This is a genomic window from Vibrio sp. 03_296, from assembly GCF_002265885.1.
On the sequence record NZ_NPKW01001296.1, the window covers coordinates 1 to 534 of the forward strand.

1 protein-coding gene is annotated in these 534 nt (G+C 42.7%); it reads right to left on the reverse strand.

Annotation, left to right across the window (positions count from 1 at the left end):
* A partial coding sequence (locus CIK04_RS31645; protein WP_142994992.1) for a transposase occupies positions 1 to 378 on the reverse strand: 378 nt, incomplete at its 3' end.
* Between the last annotated feature and the right edge of the window lie 156 nt (positions 379 to 534).

Here is a 534-nt window from a genome sequence, read left to right on the forward strand (position 1 = left end):
GATAAAAATACGTTCGAAYACATCCGTGCCATTAAAGCGACGAATGCGGTTTTGGCTTAGAGTAGAAGCGTGGATGACTTTCTCTGTTAATGACATCCGTAAGAACCAACGGTAAGCGACATTCACTTCAATTTCTTTAACGAGCTGACGCTCACTTTTTATACCAAAGATATAACCAAGCAAGATGATTTTGAAGAGACGAACAGGGTCAACWGGTGGACGCCCATTATCTTTACAATAAAGATGAGCAACTTCATCACGAATGAATTCGAAGTCGATAGCATTATCGATTTTGCGCACTAAATGGTCTTTAGGAACTAACTGTTCCATCGTCACCATTTCCAGTTCGTATTGTTGCGGGGTGGGTTCTTGAAGCATATCGGAGTRTCCATATTTCGATACCCCTATTAGATCAAAGGTCTAGCTCGAAAGCTAGACCTTTGTCAGCAGTCTGAAACGCCCAACTCATGAGTTGGGCGTTTTTTATGCCTGACAAAATCTTTGAACCCCAGCATCCGTTGACACGGATGCTGG